This is a genomic window from Kitasatospora sp. NPDC127111 (assembly GCF_042677465.1).
Classification (GTDB): domain Bacteria; phylum Actinomycetota; class Actinomycetes; order Streptomycetales; family Streptomycetaceae; genus Kitasatospora.
Map to the genome: position 1 here is coordinate 1 of NZ_JBHXTG010000141.1, position 9,188 is coordinate 9,188.

The window sequence follows — 9,188 nt, forward strand, 5'->3', positions numbered from 1 at the left end:
AGAGGGCCCTTCGTGCTGGAGCGGACGACGAGATTCGAACTCGCGACCCTCACCTTGGCAAGGTGATGCTCTACCAACTGAGCCACGTCCGCAGGTCAAGATATTGAGTTGTGCTGTGCTCGCGCACTGCGAGCGGACGACGAGATTCGAACTCGCGACCCTCACCTTGGCAAGGTGATGCTCTACCAACTGAGCCACGTCCGCACGGTGCCTGGTGGGGCACCGGCCGCCTCTTCGGATCTCTCCGTTGCGGCGACGAGGAATACTCTACAGCATCCGTCGGGGTGGTCGCCCCACCCTTTCGGTGCAGGTGGGACGACCGGGCCCCGCGGCGGTCCGGCGACGGTCAGTTCGCCTCGGCGAACGCCTCGTACACGTGCTTGGGGATGCGGCCCCGGGCGGGCAGCTCCATGCCCCGCGACTGGGCCCAGGCGCGCACGGCGGCCGGGTCCGGGGTGAGCGCGGTGCGGCGGAAGGACTTTCCGGTGCGGCTCTGGCGACGGCCGGCCGCGACGAACGGGGCGAGCGCCTCCCGCAGCTTTTCCGCATTGTCCAGGGACAGGTCGATCTCGTAGGACTTCCCGTCGACGCCGAAGTGGACGGTTTCCGCGGCGGCGCCGCCGTCCAGGTCGTCGGAGAGCGTGACGACTACACGCTGAGCCATGGGTGTCAATCCTCTCGGGCAATTCGGCCGAAGGGCGCGGGGTGCGCTCCCGTGGCCTGCTGTGCACCACACGCGCAAGCGCACACGGGCAGGCCTGATGGCGTGCCGGATACGCAGCACTTGCCGCGGCAGGTGGCCCTATTCTGCACCCGAAGCGGGTCGAAATCGAAGAGTCCGGCTTTCTTTTCCGGATATTCACGTGTCTTCGCCGGAGTACCGGATACCGGCGCTCCCGACTGGCCGATCTGTCCCGGAGTGCCGGTATTCGGGTGCTCTTCGGCCGTTCTCCTTCGGGGCGCCGAATCCGGGGAAATCGGGTGCCCGCCGGGCCGGTCCGGGGCCCCGGAACCCTTGCCGCGTAAGGGTCTCGGGTCTACGCGCGTCGCCCTCCCCGGCCAGCAATCCAGCCCGAAACCCCCGGTAGTCTGGAGTTCCCCCGCCTCACGAAGACACCACCGGGAGTGCCAGTGGCACGCGTCGTAGTCGACGTCATGCTCAAGCCGGAGATCCTCGACCCCCAGGGACAGGCGGTGCAGCGTGCACTGCCCCGTCTCGGATTCACCGGGATCGCCGACGTCCGCCAGGGCAAGCGTTTCGAGCTGGAGCTGGAGGGTCCGGTCGATGACGCCGCGCTCGCCCGTATCCGCGAAGCCGCCGAGACCTTTCTCGCCAACACCGTGATCGAGGACTTCACCGTCCGCATCGAGGAGGAGGGCAAGTGACCACCCGCGTCGGCGTCGTCACTTTCCCCGGCTCGCTCGACGACCGTGACGCCCAGCGCGCGGTCCGCCTCGCCGGCGCCGAGCCGGTCGCCCTCTGGCACCGTGACAAGGATCTCCACCAGGTCGACGCGGTCGTCCTGCCGGGCGGATTCAGTTACGGCGACTATCTGCGCGCGGGCGCCATCTCGCGCTTCTCGCCGGTGATGGAGAGCATCATCGAGCAGGCGAAGCTGGGAATGCCGGTCCTCGGCATCTGCAACGGCTTCCAGGTGCTGACCGAGTCCCACCTGCTGCCCGGGGCCATGCTCCGCAACAACCACCTGCACTTCATCTGCCGCGAACAGAAGCTGCGGGTGGAGAATGCGGGCACCGCCTGGACCGCCGATTACGAGGCGGGGCAGGAGATTTACATCCCGCTGAAGAACATGGACGGCCGCTACACCGCGGACGCGCGCACCATCGACGAGCTGGAGGCCGAGGGCCGGGTGGTTTTCCGGTACCTCGACGTCAACCCCAACGGCTCGATCAACGACATCGCCGGCATCACCAACGCCGCCGGGAACGTCGTCGGCCTGATGCCGCACCCGGAACACGCGGTCGAGCCGCTCGTCGGTACCGGTGGCACCGACGGTCTGGGCTTCTTCACTTCCGTACTGAAGCAGCTGGTGAACGCCTGATGAGCCTCGACACCGTCAAGAACGCCGAGCAGACCCCGGACGCCGCCCAGCCCTGGGCCGAACTCGGCCTCAAGGAGGACGAGTACGCGCGCATCCGGGAGATCCTCGGCCGCCGTCCCACCGGCGCCGAGCTCGCGATGTACTCCGTCATGTGGTCGGAGCACTGCTCGTACAAGAGCTCCAAGGTCCACCTGAAGCAGTTCAGCGAGAAGAAGCCGCAGAGCGACGCGATGCTCGTCGGCATCGGCGAGAACGCCGGTGTGGTCGACGTCGGCCAGGGCTACGCGGTCACCTTCAAGGTCGAGTCGCACAACCACCCGTCGTACATCGAGCCCTACCAGGGCGCGGCCACCGGCATCGGCGGCATCGTGCGCGACATCCTGGCGATGGGCGCCCGCCCGGTCGCCGTGATGGACCCGCTGCGGTTCGGCGCGGCCGACCACCCGGACACCCGGCGCGTGCTGCCCGGGATCGTCGCGGGCATCGGCGGCTACGGCAACTGCCTGGGCCTGCCGAACATCGGCGGCGAGGTCGTCTTCGACTCCTGCTACCAGGGCAACCCGCTGGTCAACGCGCTCTGCGTGGGCGTGATGAAGCACGAGGACATCCACCTCGCGCAGGCGTCCGGCGCCGGCAACAAGGTCATCCTGTACGGCGCCCGCACCGGCGGCGACGGCATCGGCGGCGTCTCGGTGCTGGCCTCCGAGACCTTCGACGACAGCAAGCCGACCAAGCGCCCGGCGGTCCAGGTCGGCGACCCGTTCCAGGAGAAGCTCCTGATCGAGTGCACCCTGGAGATCTTCCGGGAGAAGCTCGTCAAGGGCATCCAGGACCTCGGCGGCGCCGGTCTGTCCTGCGCCACCAGCGAGCTGGCCTCGGCCGGTTCCGGCGGCATGCGGATCGACCTCGACACCGTGCACCTGCGCGACACCACGCTCTCGCCGGAGGAGATCCTCATGAGCGAGTCGCAGGAGCGCATGTGCGCCATCGTCGAGCCCGACAAGGTCGCCCGCTTCCTGGAGATCTGCGAGAAGTGGGACGTCATCGCCAACGTCATCGGTGAGGTGACCGACGGCGAGCGGCTGGAGATCTTCTGGCACGGCGAGCTGGTGGTCGACGTGCCGCCGCGCACCGTCGCCCACGAGGGCCCGACCTACCACCGCCCGTACGCCCGTCCGAGCTGGCAGGACGCGCTGCAGGCCGACGCCCCGAGCGCCGAGCGGCTGGCCCGCCCGACCACCGGCGAGGGCCTGAAGGCCGACCTGCTCAAGGTCGCCGGCTCGCCGAACCAGGCCTCCAAGTCCTGGATCACCGACCAGTACGACCGGTTCGTCATCGGCAACACCGTGCTGGCCACCCCCGAGGACTCGGGCATGATCCGGATCGACGAGGAGACCAACCTCGGCGTCTCGGTCGCCACCGACGGCAACGGCCGCTACGCCAAGCTGGACCCGTACACCGGTGCCCAGCTGGCCCTGGCCGAGGCGTACCGCAACGTCGCGGCCGGCGGCGCCAAGCCGCTCGCCGTCTCCGACTGCCTCAACTTCGGCTCCCCCGAGGACCCGGACGTGATGTGGCAGTTCGCCGAGGCGACCCGCGGTCTGGCCGACGCCTGCCTGGCGCTCGGCACCCCGGTCACCGGCGGCAACGTCTCGCTGTACAACCAGACCGGCGAGGTCGCCATCCACCCGACCCCCGTGGTCGCGGTGCTCGGCGTCATCGACGACGTCACCCGGCGCACCCCGATCGGCTTCGCCGAGGAGGGCCAGCTGCTCTACCTGCTCGGTGACACCGAGGACGAGCTCGGCGGCTCGGCCTGGTCGCAGGTGGTCCACGACCACCTCGGCGGTCTGCCGCCGAAGGTCGACCTGGACCGCGAGAAGCTGCTCGGCGAGATCCTGATCGCCGCCTCGCGCGACGGCATGGTCGACGCCGCGCACGACCTCTCCGACGGCGGCCTGGGCCAGGCGCTGGTGGAGAGCTGCCTCAAGGGCGGCCACGGCGCGCGGATCATCGTGCCCGAGGGCATGGACCCGTTCGTGTTCCTGTTCTCCGAGTCGGCGGGCCGCGCGGTCGTCGCGGTGCCGCGCAGCGAGGAGCTCCGGTTCAACGACATGTGCACCGCCCGCGGCCTGCCGGCCACCCGGATCGGTGTGGTCGACGGTGACGTCCTGGACGTCCAGGGTCAGTTCACGGTCTCGCTGGCCGAGCTGAAGGACGCCCACACCGGCGTCATCGAGGCCCTGCTCGCCTGACGGGCCCCGAGCCCGAGCCCGAGCCCGAGCTCGGCGAGCGGGCGAGCAACGCCCCTGCGGGGCGGACGGTTGACCGAACCGTCCGCCCCTCGGCGTATGTTGGGGCGCATGCCTCCCAAGTCCCGTACGTACCAGCCGGGGAAGGTCCGCGCCGCGTTGGCGGGGCAGGCCGCCGCGCTGCGCGACACCGTCGACGAGCTCTGCGCCCGCCCGGACGCCGGGGAACTGCTCGCCCGGCCCACGCGGCTGGGGGAGTGGACGGTGCGTGAGCTGATCGCCCACCTCGCCGTCCAGATCGACTGGGTGCCCGCGCACCTCGACGACCCGCTGGAGGGCCGGCCGCCGCTCGACCTGCTCGGGTGGGTGGCCGCGGTGGGCACGGTCGCGCCGCTGCTCGACGAGCAGGCGCGGTCGAAGGCCGCGACCGAGTTCGGCGGCGGCCCGGCCTCGGTGGCGGAGGCGTTCCGGGAGGCCACGGCCAGACTGGTGCGCACCGTGGCCGGGGCCGACACGTACGACCCGGGCCGCCGGTTCGAGATCAGGTTCGGCTCGATGCTGCTCACCGACATGCTGGTGACCCGGCTGGTGGAGACGGTCGTGCACGCCGACGACCTGGCCGACGCGGTGGGCCTGGGCGCCTTCCCGCACGACCGCCAGGCCCTCGCCGCCGTCACCCGGCTGCTGGCCGACGCGCTGGCCGACCGGGCCCCCGGCGGCGCGGTCGAGCTGCGGGTGCCGCCGTACGCGGTGGTGCAGGCCGTGGCGGGCCCCAAGCACACCCGGGGCACTCCGCCGAACGTGGTCGAGACCGACCCGCTGACCTGGATCCGGCTGGCCACCGGCCGGACCGGCTGGGCGGCCGCGGTGGAGGCCGCCGCCGTCTCGGCCAGCGGGGAGCGGAGCGACCTGCGGGAGTACCTGCCGCTGCTGGGCTGACGGCCGGAGCGGCGGCCGGGGGCCGGTCCGCCGGGCCGGTCTACGGCACCGAGGGGCCGCCGAGGTAGGTGCCGTCCGCCGTGTACGGCCAGGCGTTGGGCTCGCAGCCCTTGAGCCCGTAGATCTGCTGCATCATCGCGGGCGCGGGCTTGCCCTTGCCCGGGCAGGTCTCGTGGCCGTGGCCGATCCGGTGTCCGACCTCGTGGTTGACGATCAGCGCCCGGTACTCGTCGATCGGGCCGCTGAACTGCGGTGATCCGGTGTTCCAGCGCTTGACGTTGACCAGCACCTGGTTGCCGACGTTGCAGTTCACCTCGCCGTGGGTGTCGAGGCCGGACGCGCCGCAGATCCGGTCGACGGTGCCCGGCGAGGCGATCTTCACGGTGAAGTCGTACGCGCCGCTCGCCACCAGCTGGAAGCCGTTCCTGCGGTCGTTGGTCCAGCCCCGCTTGTCGGCCAGGATGCCCTGAATCTGGGCGGCGGCCGCCGCCGGGTCGATCCCGATGCCGTCCTCGACCTCGACCCGGTAGCGGCGGACGGGGCCCTTGCCGACGGGCGCGGCCGCGCCGGGGGCGACGGTGAAGCTGCCCGAGCCCTTGCCGGGGCCCGGGTCGGGGGCGCTCGGCTCGGGGGCGCTGGGCTCCGGTGCGGGCGGCGGGGTGGGCGTCCTGGTGGGGGACGGCGTCGGTACCGCGGCGGGTGCGGCCGGAGTGCCGCCGTCGGAGGGGGCGACCCGCCCCTGGGCGGTCCGTCCGCCGCCGGGCAGGGCCTCGGGGCGGTTCAGCACGAAGAGCGTGCCGCCGAGTATCGCCACCGCCGCGACCAGCGCGGTGATCATGCCGGGCCCGAGCCCGCGGCGCTGGCGGCGCCTCCGCCGGCTGCCCGCCCGAGCGCCCGCGCCCCGGCCGCCCTCGCTCCGGCCGCCGCGTGCCCGCGGCGCGGTGGCACGGGGGCCGGTGCCGCGTGGAGCACCGGTTCCGGAACCGCGGGAGCTGCGCGCGCGGGAGCCGCGCTGGTCGGGTCGGGCTGCGGGCACGGTGAGGCTTCCTGTCTGACCGGTGGGGTCGCGGAGCCTTCGAACAGTCGTGTGCGTCCCCCTCGCCCGACCACCCTGGCACGGCGACGGGGTGACTGTCCACATACCGGGTATGCAGCGCGAACGGGAACCGCCCCCGCTGCCCGGGCGGGGCAGTACGGGGGCGGCGGGAGGGGGCGGGTCAGCTCAGGGTGGCGGCGGCGGTCGGCGAGCTGTCCCGGAGGAACTGGGCGCAGCGCTCCGCCTCCTCCTTCTCCTCGATCGCGGCGGCGGCCCGGCCGAGCGCGTGCAGCGCCCGCAGGAAGCCGCGGTTCGGCTCGTGCTCCCACGGCACCGGGCCGTGGCCCTTCCAGCCGGCCCGGCGCAGCGCGTCCAGCCCGCGGTGGTACCCGGTGCGGGCGTACGCGTAGGACTCGACGGTGCGGCCGGCGGCGAAGGCGTCGTCGGCGAGCTGGGCCCAGGCGAGCGAGGAGGTCGGGTACTTCGCCGCGACCTCGGCCGGGGAGGCACCGCCGGCCAGCAGCTCCAGCGGAGCGGGCTCGGCGGGCAGCTTCGTCGGGGCGGGACCTCCGAGGAGGTTCTGGCCCTCGAAGGGGTTTCGGTCAGTGGTCATGCCCCCCAGTGAACCACTGAGGGGCATGACGGCAGAGCCTGCCTCTTCGGACGAGGGGGCTTACTTCAGGCGGTTGCCGGCCGAACGCAGCTGCTGGGCGGCCTCGGCCACGCGGCCGGCCATGCCGGCCTCGGCGAGCTTGCCCCAGGTGCGCGGGTCGTAGGTGTTCTTCTTGCCGACCTCGCCGTCGACCTTCAGGACCCCGTCGTAGTTCTGGAACATGTGGCCGGCGACCGGGCGGGTGAAGGCGTACTGGGTGTCGGTGTCGAGGTTCATCTTCACGACGCCGTTCTCCAGCGCGGTGGCGATCTCCTCGGCGGTGGAGCCCGAGCCGCCGTGGAAGACGAAGTCGAACGGGTCGGTCTTGCCGTACTGCTTGCCGATCGCGTCCTGCAGCTCGCGCAGCAGCTCCGGCTTCAGGACGACGTTGCCCGGCTTGTAGACGCCGTGCACGTTGCCGAACGAGGCGGCCAGCAGGTAGCGGCCCTTCTCGCCCAGGCCCAGGGCCTCGGCGGTGCGGACGGCGTCGTTGACGGTGGTGTACAGCTCGTCGTTGATCTCGTGCGAGACGCCGTCCTCCTCGCCACCGGTCGGGGTGATCTCGACCTCAAGGATGATCTTGGCGGCGCGGGCCTGGGCCAGCAGCTCCTCGGCGATGGCCAGGTTGTCGTTCAGGGTCTCGGCCGAGCCGTCCCACATGTGCGACTGGAACAGCGGGTTCCGGCCCTTGGCCACGCGCTCGGCGGAGATCGCCAGCAGCGGGCGGACGTAGCCGTCCAGCTTGTCCTTCGGGCAGTGGTCGGTGTGCAGCGCGACGGTGACGTCGTACTTCGCGGCGACGATGTGCGCGAACTCGGCGAGGGCGACGGCGCCGGTCACCATGTCCTTGTTGTGCTGGCCGCCCAGGAACTCCGCACCACCGGTCGAGATCTGGATGATGCCGTCGCTCTCGGCCTCGGCGAAGCCGCGCAGGGCGGCGTGCAGGGTCTGCGACGAGGTGACGTTGATGGCCGGGTAGGCGAACTTGCCCGCCTTGGCCCGGTCCAGCATCTCGTTGTAGACCTCGGGAGTTGCGATGGGCATGCGATCCGCTCCTGTCGGGTTGCGGCGTACGGACGGTGCTGTCCGACGCTGTGTACGCCTTCGGTACGACTCCGGGGTACCGGCGGGGCCGGAGCGCGGCTCTGCGGTGCGGCTCTCCGGTACCAAGGTTCGAGGCGGCCACCGCGGCACGACAACGAGGGTGTTTGCGACCGCGGCCTCGGACGCCGGTGTCATCTTCCCAGACTCGCGCTTCCTGGTCAGCATGCGGCCCGCCAGTCGGGACGCCGGGGCCGGGTGTGCCACCTGGTGCTACGAGGTGCGCCACCCGGGGCCACGAGGTGCGTCACGCGGTGCTACGAAAGGATGAGGGCCCTCTCGGTCACCGGGGCGAAGCTCTGGTAAAGACGGGCCCGCTATCCTGCGGCCGTGGACTACAACCAGCTGGCCGTCAACCTGCTCGACGCCAAATCACTGATCTCGTCCCTCGGTGCCATCGGGCTGATCGCGATCATCTTCGCGGAGACCGGCCTCCTGGTCGGGTTCTTCTTCCCGGGCGACTCCCTGCTGATCATCGCGGGCGTCGCCGCGTCGAACGCCGCCTCGTCGGTGCTCGGCGAGGGCACGAAGCTGCCGATCGCCGCCCTGTTGATCGGGGCCCCGCTGGCCGCCATCGTCGGCGCCCAGCTCGGCCACCTGATCGGGGTGAAGGTCGGGCCGAAGATGTTCGACAAGCCCGAGTCGAAGATCTTCCGCCGCGAGTACGTGCTGAAGGCCGAGGAGTACTTCAACAAGTTCGGGCCCGGCAAGGCCGTGGTCATGGCCCGTTTCATCCCGATCGTCCGCACCTTCCTGAACCCGGTCGCGGGCACCCTGGAGATGCCGGCCCGGACCTTCTTCCTGTGGAACGTGATCGGCGGTGTGCTGTGGACCGAGTCGATGCTGCTGATCGGCTACTTCTTCGGTGACGCGATGGCGCCGGTGATCGACAAGTACCTGATCCCGGCGATGCTGATGATCGTGCTGCTGTCGGTCTCGCCGATCCTGGTCGAGGTGCTGCGCGAGCGCAGGAAGAAGAAGGCGGGCGGGGCCGGCGCCGGCACCGCGGACGCCGAGGCCGTCCAGGCCGGCGGCGGACGCCACCGCCGCGACTGAGCCGCGGGCACGACGACGAACGGCCGGGGCCGGGCCCTGTTCCACGTGGAACAGGGCGGGGCTGGTTTTCACAAATATCGTCCCCCGAG

9 protein-coding genes and 2 tRNA genes are annotated in these 9,188 nt (G+C 71.3%); 5 read left to right on the top strand and 6 right to left on the bottom strand.

What is annotated here, in order from left to right:
* Positions 1–16: 16 nt before the first annotated feature.
* From ACFVHB_RS39430 to ACFVHB_RS39440, 3 genes are all read right to left on the bottom strand, one after another.
* Positions 17–92 (bottom strand) — tRNA-Gly (locus ACFVHB_RS39430).
* A 39-nt stretch (positions 93–131) separates the two neighbouring features.
* Positions 132–204 (bottom strand) — tRNA-Gly (locus ACFVHB_RS39435).
* 142 nt (positions 205–346) lie between these two features.
* Positions 347–664 (bottom strand): Lsr2 family protein, encoded by a 318-nt coding sequence (locus ACFVHB_RS39440; RefSeq protein WP_238860361.1) that lies wholly within the window; start codon positions 662–664, stop codon positions 347–349.
* A 467-nt stretch (positions 665–1,131) separates the two neighbouring features.
* On the opposite strand from ACFVHB_RS39440, the gene purS reads away from it, so the two are divergent.
* From purS to ACFVHB_RS39460, 4 genes are all read left to right on the top strand, one after another.
* On the top strand, positions 1,132–1,386 hold the full coding sequence (gene purS, locus ACFVHB_RS39445) for a phosphoribosylformylglycinamidine synthase subunit PurS (protein ID WP_209415641.1): 255 nt from the start codon (positions 1,132–1,134) through the stop codon (positions 1,384–1,386).
* Complete coding sequence (gene purQ / locus ACFVHB_RS39450) at positions 1,383–2,063, top strand: phosphoribosylformylglycinamidine synthase subunit PurQ (protein WP_380332723.1); 681 nt, start codon at positions 1,383–1,385, stop codon at positions 2,061–2,063. Before purS ends, purQ begins: the two co-directional genes overlap by 4 nt.
* Entirely contained in the window at positions 2,063–4,318 is a 2,256-nt protein-coding gene (gene purL, locus ACFVHB_RS39455) for a phosphoribosylformylglycinamidine synthase subunit PurL (protein ID WP_380332725.1), read from the top strand. Before purQ ends, purL begins: the two co-directional genes overlap by 1 nt.
* Positions 4,319–4,426: 108 nt before the next feature.
* Positions 4,427–5,254 (top strand): sterol carrier family protein, encoded by an 828-nt coding sequence (locus ACFVHB_RS39460; protein WP_380332727.1) that lies wholly within the window; start codon positions 4,427–4,429, stop codon positions 5,252–5,254.
* A 40-nt stretch (positions 5,255–5,294) separates the two neighbouring features.
* Here the strand turns inward: ACFVHB_RS39460 and ACFVHB_RS39465 are convergent, their stop codons facing one another.
* The 3 genes from ACFVHB_RS39465 to fbaA all read right to left on the bottom strand — a co-directional run bounded on the left by ACFVHB_RS39465 (position 5,295) and on the right by fbaA (position 7,986).
* Positions 5,295–6,092, bottom strand: a complete 798-nt coding sequence (locus ACFVHB_RS39465) for a DUF3152 domain-containing protein (protein WP_380332729.1) — start codon at positions 6,090–6,092, stop codon at positions 5,295–5,297.
* Between the two features lie 379 nt (positions 6,093–6,471).
* Positions 6,472–6,903: a DUF3151 domain-containing protein gene (locus tag ACFVHB_RS39470; RefSeq protein ID WP_380332731.1), complete on the bottom strand. Its 432-nt coding sequence runs from the start codon at positions 6,901–6,903 to the stop codon at positions 6,472–6,474.
* A 60-nt stretch (positions 6,904–6,963) separates the two neighbouring features.
* Entirely contained in the window at positions 6,964–7,986 is a 1,023-nt protein-coding gene (gene fbaA / locus ACFVHB_RS39475) for a class II fructose-bisphosphate aldolase (protein ID WP_380332733.1), read from the bottom strand.
* A 387-nt stretch (positions 7,987–8,373) separates the two neighbouring features.
* Here fbaA and ACFVHB_RS39480 point away from each other — a divergent pair, with 387 nt between their 5' ends.
* Complete coding sequence (locus tag ACFVHB_RS39480; RefSeq protein ID WP_380332734.1) at positions 8,374–9,099, top strand: DedA family protein; 726 nt, start codon at positions 8,374–8,376, stop codon at positions 9,097–9,099.
* The last annotated feature ends 89 nt before the right edge of the window (positions 9,100–9,188 follow it).